Source organism: Streptomyces sp. NPDC058001 (assembly GCF_042886315.1).
GTDB lineage: Bacteria > Actinomycetota > Actinomycetes > Streptomycetales > Streptomycetaceae > Streptomyces.
Window position 1 is genome coordinate 393,652 of sequence record NZ_JBHVQT010000006.1, and the last position, 16,162, is coordinate 409,813.

Sequence of the window (16,162 nt, forward strand, 5' to 3'; positions counted from 1 at the left end):
TCGGCGCGCCCGACACATCGAGACCGGATCTGCAAGAGCTGATGCTGCGGGTGGCCCGCGGCGACCAGGCGGCCTTCACGCAGGTGTACGACGCGGTCTGCGGACCGGTCCTCGGTCTGGTCCGTACCGTTCTGCGGGATCCCGCCCAGTCCGAGGAGGTCACCCAGGAGGTGCTGGTCGAGCTGTGGCGGACGGCGGCCCGGTACCGCCCGTCGCGCGGCAGTGCGATGACCTGGGTGCTGACACTCGCCCACCGGCGCGCGGTGGACCGGGTCCGTTCGGCGCAGGCGGCCGGTGATCGCGAGCGCAGGGCGGCACTTCTGGCCCGGACACCCGCGTACGACCAGGTCGCCGAGCAGGTCGAGGCCCGGCTGGAGCGCGAGCAGGTACGGCGCTGTCTGCGCGGCCTGACCGAACTCCAGCGCCAGTCGGTGACGTTGGCGTACTACCAGGGGCTGACGTACCGTCAGGTCGCGGAGTTGCTGGCGGTACCGCTGGGCACCGTCAAGACGCGGCTGCGGGACGGGCTGATACGGCTGCGGGACTGTCTCGGGGTGGGCGCGTGAGCGACATCGACCCGCACACCCTGACCGGCGCCTACGCGCTGAACGCCCTGCCCGGCGACGAACGCGAGTCGTTCGAGCGGCACTTGGGGGCGTGTGCTGCCTGTGCGCGGGAGGTGGACGAGCTGACCGCGACGACGGCGCGCCTCGGACTTGCCGTGTCGGTGACACCGCCGCCCGCGATGCGGGACCACGTCCTGCGGCGGGTCGCCGCCGTCCGGCAGGAGCCGCCGCGCTCCGGCCGGGGCGTCCGGGGCGCCTCTGGGCACCGGAGCCGCCCAATGTCCCGTTTCGCGCTGGCCGCGTGTCTGGTGGCCGCCGCGCTCGGCGGGGTCGCCGTCTGGCAGCAGCGGCAGGCCGAGCAGGCACGTCAGGAGGTACGGGCCGAGCAGCGGCGCGCCGCCGACCTCGCCGAGGTCCTGGCGGCTCCGGACGCCCGCACCCGGTCCGGCCCGCTGGGCACGCACGCGAACGCCACGGTCGTCGTCTCACGGCAGCGCGACAGGGCCGTATTCGTCACAGCGGGGATGTCCGCGCCGCCGAGCGGGAAGGTGTATCAGCTCTGGTTCGCCGACAAGGACGGCACGATGCGACCCGCCGGGCTACTGGATCCGACACGCACCACGAACACGGTCCTGATGGACGGCACGGTGGGCGGAGCATCCGGAATGGGCGTGACGATCGAGCCGACCGGAGGTTCCCCACACCCGACGACGAAGCCGCTGACACTGCTGGAGTTCCCGGCGGGGTGAGGGCCCGGACAGCTTCGCGGGACTTTGATGGGTTCGCGGGGCGTCGGTGGGTTCGTGGGGAGGCTCCTGGCGTTGGGAGCCTCCCCGGAGGGGTTCAGTGGCCGCGGGTGATCCACTCCGCCAGGTGCGGTGCCTCGGCTGCGATGGTCGTGGTGTCGCCGTGGCCCGTGCGGACGACGGTGTCGGGGGGCAGGGTGAGAAGGCGGTCCCGGATGGAGTCGATGATCGTCGGGAAGTCGCTGAAGGACCGTCCGGTGGCGCCGGGTCCGCCCGCGAAGAGGGTGTCCCCGGTGAAGACGCTGCCCAGGTCGGGCGCGTACAGGCTGACGGCCCCCCGGCAGTGGCCGGGCGTGTGCAGGACGCGCAGCACGGTGCCCGCGACGGTCAGCTCCTGGCCGTCGGCCAGCTCACCGTCGGGTGCCCGGTCGGGGTGCGTGAGCCGCCACAGCTCCTCGTCCGCGGGGTGCAGCAGGATCGGGGCGCCGGTGCGGTCGGCCAAGGCCGGGGCCGCGTCGATGTGGTCGTCGTGCGCGTGCGTGCACACGATCGCGGTGAGGCGGCGCTCGCCCACGGCGGCGGCGATGGCGTCCGCGTCATGGGCGGCGTCGATGACGACGCACTCGGTGTCGTCGCCCACGATCCACACATTGTTGTCGACGTCCCAGGTGCCGCCGTCGAGCGAGAAGGTGCCCGAGGTGACGAGATGGTCGATCCGGGCGGGCATCAGAAGACCACCACCGAGCGCAGCACGTCACCGTGGTGCATCCGCTCGAACGCCTGCTCAACCTCGTCGAGGGCGATGGTCTCGGTGACGAAGGCGTCCAGGTCGAGGCGGCCCTGAAGGTACAGATCGATGAGCATCGGGAAGTCACGCGACGGCAGACAGTCGCCGTACCAGGACGACTTGAGCGAGCCGCCCCGGCCGAAGACGTCGAGCAGCGGCAGGTCCAGACGCATCTCGGGCGTCGGCACACCGACCAGGACGACGGTGCCGGCGAGGTCGCGGGCGTAGAACGCCTGCTCGTAGGTCTCGGGCCGGCCGACCGCGTCGATGACGACGTCCGCGCCGAAACCGCCGGTCAGCTCGCGGACGGCCTCGACCGCGTCGGCCGAGCGGGAGTTGACGGTGTGCGTGGCGCCCAGACCGCGCGCGGTCTCCAGCTTCCGGTCGTCGATGTCGACGGCGATGATCTTCGCGGCGCCGGCCAGCCGCGCGCCGACGACGGCGGCGTTACCGACACCGCCGCAGCCGATGACCGCGACGGAGTCGCCGCGCCCGACGTTGCCGGTGTTGATCGCGGCGCCCAGACCCGCCATCACACCGCAGCCGAGGAGTCCGGCGGCGGCCGGGGACGCGGCCGGGTCGACCTTGGTGCACTGTCCGGCGGCGACGAGGGTCTTCTCGGCGAAGGCGCCGATGCCCAGGGCCGGGGAGAGTTCGGTGCCGTCCTCCAGGGTCATCTTCTGCCGGGCGTTGTGCGTGTTGAAGCAGTACCAGGGGCGTCCGCGCCGGCAGGCACGGCACTGGCCGCAGACGGCACGCCAGTTGAGGATCACGTAGTCACCGGGGGCGACGTCGGTGACGCCCGCGCCGACCGACTCGACGATGCCCGCCGCTTCGTGGCCGAGGAGGAAGGGGAAGTCGTCGTTGATGCCGCCCTCGCGGTAGTGCAGGTCGGTGTGACAGACCCCGCACGCCTGGATCTTGACCACCGCTTCGCCCGGCCCCGGGTCGGGCACCAGGATCGTCTCGATCCGGACCGGCTCGCCCTTCGCCCGCGCGATCACGCCCCGCACCTGCTGCGTCGCCATGTCTGCCTGCCTCTTTCCTGTCACGCCGTTCGGCCTACGTCGTCCCCAGGAGCGTACGTTCCCGCTCGCGGCACGGACACCGTGGCTCACGGGACGCACCCGTGCCGGCGGCGCTCACCGGCGGGCCTAGGGTTGGCGGGTGCGTGCTCTCGCTTCGATGTCCCCGCCCGGTCCGGCGGGGGTCCCACTCCCGTTCCACGCGGCGCAGGCGCTGCTGCCGGTGAACGCGGGGCTCGCCGTGGCGCTCGGGGTGCTGCTGCTGATCGCGGCGGCGACGGCCGCCGTGTTCCACCTCTCGTCGGACGGGTCGAACCGCAGGGCCCGGGACATGCTCGTCGCGGGTGGCCGGGCCGCCGCTCAACTCGCCGTCGTGTCACTGGCGATCGGCTGGGTCGTCCAGCACATCGCGGCGACGCTGGGGTTCCTGCTGCTGATGTTCGCGGTCGCCACCCGAACCGCCGGGCGCCGGATGACGGCCAACCGGACCTGGTGGTGGGCGGCCGTGCCGGTGGCCGGGCCGGTGGTCCCGGTGGTGGCCGCGCTGGTCCTGGCCGGGCTGCTGCCGGTGCGCGGGATCGCGATGATCCCGGTCACCGGCATCCTCATCGGGGGCGCGCTGACCGCGACCGTGCTGGGTGGCCGCAGGGCGCTGGACGAACTGCACACGCGCGCCGGTGAGGTCGAGGCATGTCTGGCGCTCGGGTTCCTGGAGCGGGACGCCCGGCTGGAGATCATCCGCCCGGCCGCGTCGGAGGCGTTGCTTCCGGGCCTTGACCAGACCCGCACGGTGGGCCTGGTGACACTGCCCGGCGCGTTCGTCGGCATGTTGCTGGGCGGTGCGTCACCGGTGATGGCCGGGGCGGTGCAACTGTTCGTGCTGATCGCGCTGATGGCGGTGCAGGCGGTGGCGGTGGCCGTCACGGTGGAACTGGTGGCCCGGGGCCGGCTGCACCGCGACACCGGGATCGTCGACGGTCCCGCCGACCCCGAGGGCGGAACCAATCGCGCTTCCCGTTCGTGGTAAGAGCGGGGAAGATTTTCGCATCTGAGGGGGCGTCATGGGGGTAGGTTCGGCCCGGATCGACGGGAACAGTCTGCTGCTCGGGGCGGTGCGGGTCCGGTTCATCCGGACCCTGCGGCTGCCGGAGTCCGGTACGCATCCGCTGCCGCCGGGTCTCGGCGAGTTCCCGGTGCGCCGGGTCGAGGACTATCCGGACACGGTCCCCCCGGAGTGGCGCGCGCGGGGCGGCGTCATGCTTCCGGTGTTCCTGCGCGAGGCGATGTGGCTGAGCTTCGGCGGCAGCAGCGAACCCGCCGCGCTCCAGGTCGGCGTCGGCAAGGTGTGCGCCATATCGGGCAAGCCGTGGACCGGCACCCTCGCCCGGAAGCCGCAGAACTACGTGGTGCTGCCCCGCCAGCCCTGGCTCGACGGCATCAACTCCGGTTCGGGGACGGTGCGTCAGTTCGTCGCCGTGCCGCTCGGCCTGGGTGCCACGGTCGAGGGCCAGGTGACGGGTGAGGAGACCTGGGGCGGCGTCCAGCTCCAGGCGTTCCCGCTGGGACCCACGGCGTACCGGGCCTGGCGTGCGGAGCAGGACGTCCTGGCGCGGCGCAGGCGGCCCATGGCCCCGCCCGGGGGATACGGCGGCGCGTTCCCGTTCTCGGCCGAGGCCGCGGGCCTCCCCGAACCGGGCGGCCTGCCCACACCGGGTGGCCCGCCTCCGCCGGGCGGACCGCCCCGCGCACCGAGCGCGATGCCCCGCCCGGCACCCGCGATGGGTCTGGGCGCGGGAGGCCGGATGCGCCAGGAGGTCTATCGCGACGACCGGGCCCTGAAGGACTGGGCGAGCGAGCCGTCGGCCCGTACGTTCGTGCATCTGGTGACCCCGCCCGAATGGCGGCGGATCACCGGAGAAGCGGCACCCCCGTCCCCGGTCGACCGTGCCGCGTACACCCGCGCGGGGCTGCCGTGGTTCGACTACTACGACGAGGACGGCACCGACCTCGCGCCCTCCGGACCGCTGAGCGGCGTGAAACCGGTCGGCGACTGGCTCGGCGACGACCACGAACCGTGGCAGCAGCCCGCCCCGGGCCAGGTGAAGCCGCTGGGCGACCCCGGACCGGGCCGACCGGTGGGGGACGGCGAATGGTGAGGCCAGGAGCGCCCATACTCAGGCGTACCGGTCAGCTGAGCACCACTTCCGGCCGGTAGAGGTCCAGCCACAGCGCGAGATCGAGAGTCCGCTCCAGGCCCCGCCGTGACGCCTGGTCGGCGCGTGACCCCTGGTCGGCGCTCGGCCCGGTCCGGTCGGCGGCCTGCCGTACCCGGTCCCGGTCGACCAGGCCGAAGACCGGGTGTGAGGGCCGGGTCAGCAGATCCTTGACCTGGCCCTGGAGCGCGACGGCGTACGCGGGGTCCTGCGTCGACGGGTAGGGGCTCTTCACCCTGTCGTACACCGACCGGGGCAGCAGATCCGCGGTCGCCTCACGCAGCAGGCTCTTCTCCCTGCCGTCGAAGGACTTCAGGGACCAGGGCGCGTTGTAGACGTACTCGACGAGCCGGTGGTCGCAGAACGGCACCCGGACCTCCAGGCCGACCGCCATGCTCGTACGGTCCTTGCGGTCGAGCAGGATGCGTACGAACCGGGTCAGGTGCAGATGACAGATCCGCCGCATCCGGTACTCGAAGTCGCTCTCACCGTCGAGGCGTCGGATCCCGGCGACGGCGGTCGCGTAGCCGTCCCGGACATATCCGGCGAGGTCGAGGTCCCGCCTCAGGTCCGACCGCAGGATGTCCGTCGCGTCGCCGGCCTGGGGTCCGTGTCCCACCAGCCACGGGAACATGTCGGCACGCCGTGCCTCTTCGTCGAAGAACTGCCGGTAGCCGCCGAAGACCTCGTCGGCGGACTCGCCGGACAGCGCGACGGTGGAGTGCTCGCGGATCGCGCGGAAGAGAAGGAGGAGCGAGTCGTCCATGTCGCCGAGGCCCATCGGCAGATCGCGGGCCCGGAGCACCTGGGCGCGGACCTCGGGGTCGGCGAGCGCGGCGGAGTCCAGGACGATGTCCTGGTGCTCGGTGCCGGAGGCGCGGGCGACCTCGTGCACGAAGGGTGTGTCGGGGGTGCCACGCAGGTCGTCGGCGACGAAGTGCTCGGTCTGTCCGACGAAGTCGACGGCGAAGCTGCGGACCTTCTCGTCGTGCTCGGCGAGTTGCCGGGCGGCGAGCGCGGTCATCGCCGATGAGTCCAGGCCGCCGGAGAGCAGGGTGCAGCGGGGCACGTCGGCGACGAGTTGACGGCGGACGATGTCGTCGAGCAGCGAGCGGACGGTGGCGATGGTGGTGGCGCGGTCGTCGAGGTGCGGCCGGGTGGGCAACTCCCAGTAGACACGGCGGTGGTGACCGGCGCGGTCGACGGTGACGACGGTGCCGGGCTCGACCTCGCGCATGCCGTCCCACACGGCGTGGCCGGGTGTCTTGACGAAGGCGAACAGCTCGCGCAGTCCGTCGAGGGTGACCCGGGGCCTGACCAGCGGGTTGGCGAGGATCGCCTTGGGTTCCGAGCCGAACAGGACGCCGTCCGACGTCGGGTGGTAGTAGAACGGCTTGATGCCCATACGGTCGCGGATCATGACGAGCCGGTCGTGGCGACCGTCCCAGACGGCGAAGGCGTACATGCCGTTGAGGCGTTCGGCGAGCCGGTCGCCCCACTCCAGATAGCCGCGCAGGACGACCTCGGTGTCGGATGCGGTGCCGAAACGGTGGCCGAGTCCGGTCAGTTCACGGCGCAGTTCGGTGAAGTTGTAGGTCTCGCCGGAGTAGACGAGTGCGACGGTGCCCTCGGGTGTCGCGGCGGTCATCGGCTGGCGCCCGCCGGGCAGGTCGATGATGGCGAGCCGGCGATGGCCGAGCGCGGCGGGGCCGTCGATCCAGGTGCCCCGGTCGTCGGGCCCTCGGCAGGCCATCGTCTCCGTCATCGCGTCCACGGTGCCGGCCGCGGCCCGCAGGTCACGGTCGAAGGAGACCCAGCCGGTGATGCCGCACATGTGCGTCCTCCCGCGTCCGCCGTCCCGTCCGCACCGGTACCGACCTGGTGTTCCCCAGCCGTCACGTACGGCCGGACAGCCGGACAGCCCGGCAGCCGGACACCGGACGGAAACAAGCTGCATCCAGCATCTACATGACGAGCGTGTGTCATGCCGGAGTCGCGGTCAACGCGGCCGTAACCCGGACGGCCGCGCCGACCGAGCGGTTCCGGCCCCTCCGCGCCGCCTCACCCGCAGCCGCCGGACGGGCCGACCCGGGCCGAGCGGGACGTGCGCCACCCGGCCGGGGGTACGGGTCGCCGCGAATCGGCCACCGGCAAAGACTTCATCAACGCCGGTCACGCGGACGCGAAGGCCCTCGCCGCACGCGCCTAGTGGGTGACCTTGCCGGGCTCGGTCGCCGAGGGCGGGGTGGCCTTGGCCTCACCCGGCTTGCCCTTGGTGGGCGGCTTGCGCTTGTTGGGCGTGGTGTCCTGCGGGAACGTCAACTGGCCGCTCATCCACTGGAGGGCGGGCCCGATCTCCCGGCGCCAGGTGGTGAAGTGATGGCTGCCCTGGTCCAGGATGATCTTCGCCGAGGTCATCGGGGGCTTCACCGCCGCGAGGAACTTCATGGTGTCGCCGTAGTCGTTCTCGCCCTGCCTGCTGCTGGCGACCAGGACGGAGATCCGCGGCTGCGGCAGGTTCTCCAGCCGCCAGAGGAGGTCGTGGCCCTGCTTGCGGCGCTCGCCCGCCGGACCGTTCCCGAACAGGTTTCCGGTGGTGAGGTCGTTGCCGACCTGATAGTTCGCCGAGAGGGCCGCCGCCGAGGTGTACACGCCCGGGTTACGCATCGCCAGTTGCAGGGCGCAGGAGCCGCCCGAGGAGTAGCCGAGCGCGCCCCACGCGCTGGGGTCGTGGCCGACCCGATAGGTCCGCTTCAGCGCCTCGGGCAGGTCCTTCACGAAGTACGTCTCGGCCTGCGGGCCGCTCGGCACGTCCACGCACTCGGTGTCGCGGGGCGGTGCGATGGTCGGCCGGAGCATCACGATCACGGTGGGCTGCATCTTGTTGGCGCTCAGCAGTCCGGCCGCGGTCTGCGGGACCCGGAGGTGCTGGGCGAGGTTCATGATGCCGCCGGGGTAGCCGCTGATCGCGACGATCACGGGGAAGCGCTGACGGTGGAACTGCTTCTGGAAGTACTGCGGCGGCAGATACACGAACGCCGGGTTGATCGCCCGTGACCTGCGCCCGGTGATGCGCACGGAATCGACCCGTCCCACCTCGTCGGCGGCCCCGCGCGGAAGGTCCTTGATCGTGTCGAGCCCCTGCGGCCCCGCGGGCTGCACCAGGCCGCCGGGCGCCGCCAGGGCCGCGGAGTTCGGACCCGTGGCCCCGAGGGCGGTGACCTGCGCGGGCGCCTTGTCGACATGGCCGAGCAGCTCGTTCCAGGAACCGTAGAACTCGAAGTTCGTGTTGATCGCGAGAGCGAAGGCGCACAGGACGGCCGTCTGGGTGACGGCGATGGTGCCGAGCCTGCCGACGACCGTCAACGGCCCGGTCCTCGCCAGACGCGGCCACAGCCACGCGGTGAGCGCCACGCACAGCACGGCGAACAGCACCACGACATATTCGAGTGCCCGACTCGTCAGGCCCATGGATCCCTCGACTTTCCGCCCCGCACGGGGGAGTTCACTCGCGGTCCGGGCGCCGCACGGGCGGCGGCCCGGTGTTGTTCACCGGAGAAGAGGCGAGGCAGAGGGCCGGGGTTTGCTCGTCATCCCGTTCTTACCCAGCTCCTGCCCGGCTCTTACTCCGATGCCGCTCAGCGCTCGTACGCTGCCGCCGTGAGACAACGACCCGCGTCCTTGGCCGGTCACACCTGCCTGATCATCGGCCTCGCCGACATCGTGTCCTCCGTGGTGCCACGGATACGCGAAGGCCGGTTCGAGCACATCGCGCTCTACGTGCCGGGGCTCGCCGACGACGTCGCCCGAGCCGGCGCCCTGGCCGCCGGAATCCTTCTGGTGATGCTCGCCGGCGGGCTTCGCCGCCGTAAACAGCGCGCCTGGCAGGCGGCCGTCGTACTCCTCGCGCTGAGCGCCGTGCTGCAAGGGGTCCGCCATCACGCGCTGGTGCCGGCCGCCGTGTCGGCGGCGCTGTGCGTCACCCTGGTGGCCGAACGGCGGCAGTTCCGTGCCCTGGGCGATCCACGCACCCGCAGCCGCGCGCTGTGGAACTTCCTCGTCCTCGGCTGTTGCAGCGTCGGACTCGGTCTGGCCGTCGTCGGGGTGCGCGCCGGTGACGAGGCGGGCCACGGCATCAGCCTCATGGACCGGCTGCGCCAAGTGGGGTACGGGCTCTTCGGTATGCGCGGTCCGATCGGGTACGAGAGTGACCGGGCCGCGGACCTCGTGTACTTCTCGCTGATCGCGCTCGGTCTGGTCACGGCGACGACCACGATCTATCTGGCGCTGCGTCCGGTCCCGTCGCGCGCGGGCACCGGCGGCGACCGGCTGCACGCGCTGCTGACGAAGGAGGGCCGCCGGGACTCGCTGGGCTACTTCGCGCTGCGCCGGGACAAGAGCGTGCTGTTCTCGCCGACCGGCAAGGCGGCCATCGCCTACCGGGTGGTGTCGGGCGTCGCCGTGGCGGGCGGTGACCCGATCGGGGACATCGAGGCATGGCCCGGCGCGATCAAGGAGTTCCTCGCCGAGTGCGCGCGGCACGCCTGGACGCCCGCGGTGATGGGGTGCAGCGAGGTCGGCGGTCAGGTGTGGACCCGCGAAGGGGGCCTGCGGGCGCTGGAGCTGGGCGACGAGGCGATCGTCGACACCGGCGCGTTCAGCCTCGGCGGGCGCTCCATGCGCAATGTGCGCCAGATGGTCAACCGCATCGAACGCGGCGGCTACCACTGCCGGGTGCGGCGGATGCGGGAGCTGTCCGACGAGGAGAAGCGGCGGCTGCGGGAGGCCGCGGCGGCCTGGCGGGGCAGCGCGACGGAGCGCGGGTTCTCCATGGCGCTCGGCCGATTCGGCGACCCCGACGACGGGGACTGCGTCGTCGTCACCGCGCACCAGATCGACGACGACGGCCAGGAGCGCGTCCGGGCCCTGCTGCACTTCGTGCCCTGGGGCGACGACGGTCTGTCGCTCGACCTGATGCGCCGCGACCGTACGGCGGAGCCGGGCCTGAACGAGCTGCTGATCGTGGCGGCGCTGCGGGCGGCGCCGGGCCTCGGCGTGAGCCGGGTCTCGCTCAACTTCGCGGTGTTCCGGGCAGCCCTCGCCCGGGGTGAGCGGATCGGCGCGGGACCGGTGCTGCGGGTCTGGCGCGGGCTGCTGATCTTCCTGTCGCGCTGGTTCCAGATCGAGTCGCTGTACCGCTTCAACGCCAAGTTCCAGCCGGTGTGGGAGCCGCGGTTCGTGGTGTACCCGAGCGCGCGTGACCTGCCGCGGATCGGCTGGGCGTGCCTCCAGGCCGAGGCGTTCGTGGTGCTGCCGCGCCCGGCGGAGCGGCTGCGCCAGCTGGTACGGGGCGGTGCGTGGCTACGTGCGGAGGCGGCGCCCGAGCCGAAGCCACGATCGGCGCCGCTCAGCCCGTGACGGCCGGGGGCGCGCCGCTCGGCCCGTGACGGCCGAGAGGCGCCCGCGACACGGAACATGTGCGGTGCGGGCGGCTCGCGGATCAGGTGGGGCCGCCGCAGGATGGCGGCATGCTGCTTGTCCGGCTCGCCCATGTCTCACGGGACGTCGCCGCCACCTCGGCACGGTCCCGGAAGATCGCCCTGCTCGCCGAGCTGTTCCGGGATGCCGCGCCGGACGACGTACCGATCGTCATCCCGTATCTCGCGGGCCGTCTCCCGCAGGGCCGGCTCGGTGTCGGCTGGAGCGCGCTGCGCGACCCGGTGGAGCCCGCGGCCGAGCCGTCGCTGACCGTCCAGCGGGTCGACGCGGCGCTGACGGAGCTGGGCGCGGTGTCCGGGGCCGGCTCGCAGGCCGAACGCAAGCGGCTGGTCGGCGCGTTGATGGGCGCCGCCACCGAGGAGGAGCAGCGCTTCCTGTTCGGGCTGCTCACCGGCGAGGTACGGCAGGGCGCCCTGGACGCCGTCGCGATGGAGGGCCTGGCGCGGGCCACCGGCGCCGAGCCCGGCGCGGTACGGCGCGCGGTGATGCTCGCGGGATCGTTGCAGACCGTGGCGCGGGCGCTGCTCGCCGACGGGCCGCCCGCCCTGGACACATTCCGGCTCACGGTCGGGCGGCCCGTGCTTCCGATGCTGGCGCAGAGCGCGCCGTCGGTCGGCGACGCGCTCGACAAGGTGGGCCCGTGCGCGGTCGAGGAGAAGCTCGACGGCATCCGCGTCCAGGTGCACCGCGACGGCGACCGGATCCGCGCGTACACCCGCACCCTCGACGACATCACCCACCGGCTCCCCGAAGTGGTCCTCGCGGTACGGGAGTTGGCGGGTGAGCGGTTCATCGTGGACGGTGAGGTGATCGCGCTGGGGCGCGACGGGCGGCCCCGGTCCTTCCAGGAGATCGCGGGCCGGGTCGGCTCCCGCGTCGACGTCACGGCGGCGGCCGAGTCGCTGCCCCTGTCCCCCGTCTTCTTCGACGTGCTGTCCTCGGGCGACCGCGACCTGCTCGACCTGCCGTTCGCCGAGCGGCACGAGGAGCTGGCGCGGCTGGTGCCCGAGCCGATGCGGGTGCGCCGCACGGTGGTGGCCGACCCGGCCGATCCGGCGCTGCGGGCCGCCGCCGACACGTTCCTCGCCGCCACGCTCGACCGGGGCCACGAGGGTGTCGTCGTCAAGGGGCTCGACGCGCCCTACAGCGCGGGGCGGCGCGGCGCGTCCTGGGTGAAGGTCAAGCCGGTGCACACCCTCGACCTGGTGATCCTGGCAGCCGAGTGGGGCCATGGGCGGCGCAGGGGCACGCTGTCCAACCTGCATCTGGGGGCGCGGCGGCCCGACGGGTCGTACGCGATGCTCGGCAAGACGTTCAAGGGGCTGACGGACAAGATGCTCGCCTGGCAGACCGGACGGCTGCGGGAACTGGCCGTCACCGACGACGGGTTCGTGGTGACGGTACGGCCCGAACTCGTCGTCGAGATCGCCTTCGACGGGCTCCAGCGCTCGACCCGCTATCCGGCGGGCGTCACCCTCCGCTTCGCCCGCGTGGTGCGCTACCGCGAGGACAAGTCGCCCGAGGAGGCCGACACGGTCGAGACGGTGCTCGCCACGGGGTCCACACTGGGGTCATGACGGACAGGCGCAGTGCGGGTCTCCTGCTGTTCCGGCGCTCCCCCGACGGTCCCGAGGTACTGCTCGGGCACATGGGCGGCCCGCTCTGGGCGCGCCGGGACCACGGCGCGTGGTCGATTCCGAAGGGCGAGTACGCACCGCCCGAGGAGGCGTGGAACGCGGCGCTCCGGGAGTTCCAGGAGGAGCTGGGGCTCGCACCGCCCGACGGGGATGCGCTGCCGCTCGGCGAGACCCGGCAGGCGGGCGGCAAGACCGTCACCGCCTGGGCGGTCGAGGCCGACCTCGATCCGGCCGCCGTGGTGCCCGGCACCTTCACCATGGAGTGGCCGCCGCGCTCGGGCCGGACCGGCACCTTCCCCGAGCTGGACCGGGTCGCCTGGTACGGCCTGGCGGCGGCCCGTGACGCGCTGATCAAGGGGCAGGTCGTGTTCCTGGACCGGCTCGCGGACCTCCTGGGCGTCGACCCGGCCGACTCAGCCGACCCGTCCCCGGAAGGCACGGGCGGGCCGTGAGGTCATGCCCGGAGGATTTCCGGGCACCCGTCGCCTTGCGGCGCCCTTCGTGCGGGGCGAAGGTCGAAGGACCGCGCAACAGGAGGTCATTGCCATGCCCATCGCGACGGTGAATCCGGCCACCGGCGAGACAGTCACCACGTACGACGCCCTGGACGCCCAGGAGATCGAGCGGCGCATCGCGACCGCGCGGTCCACGTTCGAGCACTACCGCACGGTCTCCCTGTACGAGCGGGCCCGGCTGCTGCACAGCGCCGCCGATCTGCTCGACCACGACCAGGCCGAGATCGCGAAGGTCATGACGACCGAGATGGGCAAGCCCGTCGCGCAGGCCCGCGCGGAGGCCGCGAAATGCGCGAAGGCGATGCGCTGGTACGCGGACCACGCCGAGGCGCTGCTCGCCGACGAGCACCCGGCCGAGGTCGACGTGAAGGACTCCGGTGCCACCCGCGCCCGGGTCGTGTACCGGCCGCTCGGTGTCGTCCTCGCGGTCATGCCGTGGAACTTCCCGCTCTGGCAGGTGGTGCGCTTCGCGGCGCCCGCGCTGATGGCCGGGAACGTCGGCCTGCTCAAGCACGCGTCGAACGTGCCGCAGACCGCCCTGTACCTGGAGGACCTGTTCCGCCGTGCGGGTTTCCCCAATGGCTGCTTCCAGACCCTGCTCATCGGGTCCCGCGCCGTCGAGGGCGTTCTGCGGGACCCCCGGGTCGCGGCGGCGACCCTCACCGGCAGTGAGCCGGCGGGCCGCGCGGTCGCGTCGGTCGCCGGGGACGAGGTCAAGAAGACCGTACTCGAACTCGGCGGCAGCGACCCGTTCGTGGTGATGTCGTCGGCCGATGTCGACCGCGCGGCGCGGACGGCGGTGACGGCCCGGGTGCAGAACAACGGGCAGTCCTGCATCGCGGCCAAACGGTTCATCGTCCACGAGGACGTGTTCGAGGCGTTCGCCGAGCGGTTCACGGCGGGGATGCGGGACCTCACGGTCGGCGACCCGCTGGAGGAGTCCACCGATGTGGGCCCGCTCTCGACCGAGCAGGGCCGCGGCGACCTGGAGGAACTCGTCGACGACGCCGTGGAGGCGGGAGCGACCGTCCTGTGCGGCGGGCGGCGTCCCGACGGGTTCCACGACGGCTGGTACTACGAGCCGACCGTCCTCGCCGATGTCACACCGGACATGCGCATCCACCACGAGGAGGCGTTCGGACCGGTGGCCACGCTGTACCGGGTGGCGGACCTGGGCGCGGCCGTGGCCCTCGCCAACGACACGCCGTTCGGCCTCAGCTCGAATGTGTGGACCCGCGACGACGCCGAGATCGACCGCTTCACCCGGGACCTGGAGGCCGGCGGTGTCTTCTTCAACGGTATGACGGCCTCGCACCCCGCCTTCCCGTTCGGCGGGGTCAAGCGGTCCGGCTACGGCAGGGAGCTGTCGGGCCACGGCATGCACGAGTTCTGCAACATCACCACGGTCTGGCAGGGCGCCTGACCGGCCTAGTGCGGCTACGCCTCGCTCGGTGGTCCGGCGGCTACGATCCACAGGTCGTCGTCCGCCGAGGGCCGACGGGAGGTCCGGTAGGAGTTCAAGTGGCTCGGGAGGTCCAGTGGGTCGGGAAGTGACACCGCCTCTGATCATTGACAGCCATGGCCACTTGCATGTGGCGGCGGCCGATGTCAGCAAGCTGCTGCGCGCGGTCGGTGGCCACTGGCTGCGCATGGTGGACGCCGGGCGGAACGACCTCGACGAGGACACCGTCGCGGCGCTCACCATCGAACTGGCCAAGCTCGCCGACCGGATCGACGTGGCGTGCATCGCCCACAGCAGCGCCACCCCGGCGAAGGCGGAGCGGCGCCCGAAGTCCTAGACCGTGTCGGACACCGTGTCGTGCACGTCTGCCGGTCGGAGCCCGGCGAGGGTGTCCCAGAACATGGCCTCGTAGCCCTGGAGCAGCCGCCCGTGTGCGCGGGCCGTGCGCTCCGTCAGGCGTCCGGAGGCCAGGCCCGCCCGGACGGCCTCGGTCGCCAGTCGGTCCAGGTCGGGCGCGGGCGTGGCGAAGAAGTCGAAGAATCCGCAGGCCGCGTCGTCGAGTCCGTAGTGCGCGCGCAGGCCCCCGGCGAGCGTGGCGCAGTAGCCGCCCCACGCCGAGAAGTTCGCGGACAGCGCGAGGACCGTGTCGGACGGCGCGCCGTTCAGGGCGAGCCACGCGACGTACGCGGGATACGCCTGGCAGCCCGCCAGCGGCTCATACGCCTCCGCCACCGTCTCGTCCGCGCCCAGCGCCGTGACGAGCGCGCCGATCCGGTCCCCGGCCAGGGACTCGCCGGCGGCGAGAGCGGAGAAGAACGCGGCGCTCTCCGGTTCATCGGCCGACCGGGTGACCAAGTGCTCGAAGGCGCGGCGGTCGGCGGGGATGACGTGCCGCTGTTCCAGGGCGAGCACCAGCAGGGCCGCGGGGCTAGCCGCGCCGCGCGCGACCAGCGGGACGAAGCGGTTGGCCGTCGGATCGGGCGCCAGATCGGCCGTGGTGGACCGGAGCAACTCCTTTGCCGTGTGTGCGGTGTCCGTCCCGGTCGTCCGGGTCATCCCTGGGTCCCTTCGGCTCGCCCCTCGCCAGCGTCTCACGGGCCGGAGTGCCCCGATCGGGCGGTTTGCGCGCGGCCTTGCGAGCCACCCGCCCCGGAGCGGGGTCCGGACTCGTCAGAGTGAGCGGCGTCCACCGCACCCCACCAGGGAGGATCCCCGATGCGGACCCTGAGCGCGCGTGCCCGACTGCTCACCTCGACCGCGGCACTCGCCGTGCTGGCCGCCGGTGTCCCGGCCGCGGGCGCCGCCCTGGACGACCGGTCCACGCCGTCGCCCACCGTGCAGGGCGCCCCTTCCGCCCGGGGCAAGGCGTACATCGAGACGCGGCTGTTCTTCGGCACCGAGCGCCCGGACGGCGGGCCCGCCGTCACGGACCGGCAGTTCATGGGGTTCATCGACACCAGGGTGACCCCGGACTTCCCGGAAGGGCTCACGGTGCGGGACGGCCGGGGCCAGTGGCGGGACGCGCACGGCACCATCGAGCGGGAGCGCTCGTACGAGCTGGTCCTGCTCTACCCGGCCGCCGAGGCCCGTGCCCGTGACGGCCGGATCGAGCGGATCCGGTCCGCCTACCAACGCCTGTACGGCCAGGAGTCGGTGGCCAGGCTCGACGACGCGACCCGCGCGGACTTCGGCTGACGGCCGCCGGGCCGCAC

The 16,162-nt window shown here is 72.7% G+C and carries 15 protein-coding genes; 10 read left to right on the forward strand and 5 right to left on the reverse strand.

Annotated features, from left to right (window positions below):
* Window positions 1-41 precede the first annotated feature (41 nt).
* The gene (gene sigK / locus ACFVT5_RS17320) at window positions 42-566 is read left to right on the forward strand and encodes an ECF RNA polymerase sigma factor SigK (protein WP_389888188.1); all 525 of its coding nucleotides are present in this window, start codon (window positions 42-44) and stop codon (window positions 564-566) included.
* Complete coding sequence (locus tag ACFVT5_RS17325) at window positions 563-1,315, forward strand: anti-sigma factor domain-containing protein (protein WP_389887662.1); 753 nt, start codon at window positions 563-565, stop codon at window positions 1,313-1,315. Before sigK ends, ACFVT5_RS17325 begins: the two co-directional genes overlap by 4 nt.
* Window positions 1,316-1,409: 94 nt before the next feature.
* Here ACFVT5_RS17325 and ACFVT5_RS17330 read toward each other — a convergent pair whose 3' ends face one another.
* Entirely contained in the window at window positions 1,410-2,039 is a 630-nt protein-coding gene (locus ACFVT5_RS17330) for an MBL fold metallo-hydrolase (protein WP_389887665.1), read from the reverse strand.
* Window positions 2,039-3,127: an S-(hydroxymethyl)mycothiol dehydrogenase gene (locus tag ACFVT5_RS17335; RefSeq protein ID WP_389887668.1), complete on the reverse strand. Its 1,089-nt coding sequence runs from the start codon at window positions 3,125-3,127 to the stop codon at window positions 2,039-2,041. Before ACFVT5_RS17335 ends, ACFVT5_RS17330 begins: the two co-directional genes overlap by 1 nt.
* 157 nt (window positions 3,128-3,284) lie before the next feature.
* Between ACFVT5_RS17335 and ACFVT5_RS17340 the strand changes: the two genes are divergently transcribed.
* Window positions 3,285-4,151, forward strand: a complete 867-nt coding sequence (locus ACFVT5_RS17340) for an ABC transporter permease (protein ID WP_389888191.1) — start codon at window positions 3,285-3,287, stop codon at window positions 4,149-4,151.
* A gap of 34 nt (window positions 4,152-4,185) precedes the next feature.
* Window positions 4,186-5,280 carry a hypothetical protein gene (locus ACFVT5_RS17345; RefSeq protein WP_389887671.1) on the forward strand — a complete coding sequence of 365 codons (1,095 nt, stop codon included), beginning with the start codon at window positions 4,186-4,188 and terminating at the stop codon, window positions 5,278-5,280.
* A gap of 31 nt (window positions 5,281-5,311) precedes the next feature.
* On the opposite strand, the gene asnB is transcribed toward ACFVT5_RS17345, so the two are convergent.
* Both asnB and ACFVT5_RS17355 read right to left on the reverse strand, forming a co-directional pair.
* Window positions 5,312-7,171, reverse strand: a complete 1,860-nt coding sequence (gene asnB / locus ACFVT5_RS17350) for an asparagine synthase (glutamine-hydrolyzing) (protein WP_389887674.1) — start codon at window positions 7,169-7,171, stop codon at window positions 5,312-5,314.
* 371 nt (window positions 7,172-7,542) lie between these two features.
* A complete protein-coding gene (locus ACFVT5_RS17355; protein WP_389887676.1) occupies window positions 7,543-8,808 on the reverse strand; it encodes an alpha/beta hydrolase in 1,266 nt (421 codons plus the stop codon).
* Window positions 8,809-8,997: 189 nt separating this feature from the next.
* Between ACFVT5_RS17355 and ACFVT5_RS17360 the strand changes: the two genes are divergently transcribed.
* The 5 genes from ACFVT5_RS17360 to ACFVT5_RS17380 all read left to right on the forward strand — a co-directional run bounded on the left by ACFVT5_RS17360 (window position 8,998) and on the right by ACFVT5_RS17380 (window position 14,787).
* A complete protein-coding gene (locus ACFVT5_RS17360) occupies window positions 8,998-10,755 on the forward strand; it encodes a phosphatidylglycerol lysyltransferase domain-containing protein (protein WP_389887679.1) in 1,758 nt (585 codons plus the stop codon).
* Window positions 10,756-10,865: 110 nt separating this feature from the next.
* Window positions 10,866-12,413: an ATP-dependent DNA ligase gene (locus ACFVT5_RS17365; RefSeq protein ID WP_389887682.1), complete on the forward strand. Its 1,548-nt coding sequence runs from the start codon at window positions 10,866-10,868 to the stop codon at window positions 12,411-12,413.
* On the forward strand, window positions 12,410-12,925 hold the full coding sequence (locus ACFVT5_RS17370; protein WP_389887685.1) for an NUDIX domain-containing protein: 516 nt from the start codon (window positions 12,410-12,412) through the stop codon (window positions 12,923-12,925). Before ACFVT5_RS17365 ends, ACFVT5_RS17370 begins: the two co-directional genes overlap by 4 nt.
* A gap of 94 nt (window positions 12,926-13,019) precedes the next feature.
* A complete protein-coding gene (locus ACFVT5_RS17375) occupies window positions 13,020-14,411 on the forward strand; it encodes an NADP-dependent succinic semialdehyde dehydrogenase (RefSeq protein WP_389887688.1) in 1,392 nt (463 codons plus the stop codon).
* Between the two features lie 115 nt (window positions 14,412-14,526).
* Complete coding sequence (locus tag ACFVT5_RS17380; protein ID WP_389887691.1) at window positions 14,527-14,787, forward strand: DUF6213 family protein; 261 nt, start codon at window positions 14,527-14,529, stop codon at window positions 14,785-14,787.
* Here the strand turns inward: ACFVT5_RS17380 and ACFVT5_RS17385 are convergent.
* Entirely contained in the window at window positions 14,784-15,506 is a 723-nt protein-coding gene (locus ACFVT5_RS17385; RefSeq protein ID WP_389887694.1) for a transcriptional regulator, read from the reverse strand. The two genes, ACFVT5_RS17380 and ACFVT5_RS17385, sit on opposite strands and share 4 nt — an antisense overlap.
* A 159-nt stretch (window positions 15,507-15,665) precedes the next feature.
* Here ACFVT5_RS17385 and ACFVT5_RS17390 point away from each other — a divergent pair, with 159 nt between their 5' ends.
* Entirely contained in the window at window positions 15,666-16,145 is a 480-nt protein-coding gene (locus tag ACFVT5_RS17390) for a DUF3574 domain-containing protein (protein ID WP_389887697.1), read from the forward strand.
* The last annotated feature ends 17 nt before the right edge of the window (window positions 16,146-16,162 follow it).